This is a genomic window from Psychrobacter sp. 1U2, assembly GCF_051847575.1.
Genome location: NZ_JBPYDC010000803.1, coordinates 1 through 827 on the forward strand (window position 1 = coordinate 1; position 827 = coordinate 827).

Sequence of the window (827 nt, forward strand, 5' to 3'; positions counted from 1 at the left end):
GCCTATGGGCCAAAACGGCACCATCATATCTGATAGTTTTAATTTATTAAAAACGTCTGCATCCTCGACAGAGCCGACCAAAGCTACTTTATATTTCAACACCAAATATGGCGCCAAAAATACAACCCCATAAATAAGCTTTTATCGATTACTACTTTGGAAAACTAAAGCTATAGCTTGTTAAATATTCTCTTATATCCATTAAAGAACCGATAAACGTCGTTTATCGGTTCTTTAGTGTTTACTTATAAATTTTTTGTAAGAATAAAAATGTAGAAAAAGCCGCTAGCACTTATAGTAAACAATTGTTTTTACTTATATTTTTATAAGTTGGCAAGAATATTGCATGTAGATATTATCCAAACGAGGAACATGATATGAAATCATTTCAATTTTTACGCCATGCTCTTGTTGCCACTACGGTGTCTGCATGTCTAATCAATATATCTTATGCAGCGGATGCACTAAAGATGGAGTTACAGGCTAATAAAGTTGTCAAAACCGCTGATGGTAAGTTCAACTATATCGCAGCGTCAAATGCTCAGAAAGGTGAAACCGTTCAATACCGCGCCACTTATACCAATATCATCGATCAGCCTATTAGTGATGTCGCTGTAACCCTGCCTATTCCTGCCAATATGACCTTTACTGGTGAAGCACAACCAAAAAGTGCGCAAGCGACTATCGACGGTAAAAACTATGCAGATATACCACTCATACGCAAAGTAGATGGCAAAGCCGTCAGGGTACCATTGACCGAATATAAAGCATTACGCTGGAATATTAAATGGCTTCCTGCCAACAAACTGGCAGACGTGTCCCTCAAT

1 protein-coding gene is annotated in these 827 nt (G+C 37.7%); it reads left to right on the forward strand.

The annotated features are described in order from the left end of the window. Positions 1-377: 377 nt before the first annotated feature. Positions 378-827: hypothetical protein (locus ACS8FD_RS18830; protein ID WP_439276974.1), on the forward strand; the 450-nt coding region annotated here is incomplete at its 3' end.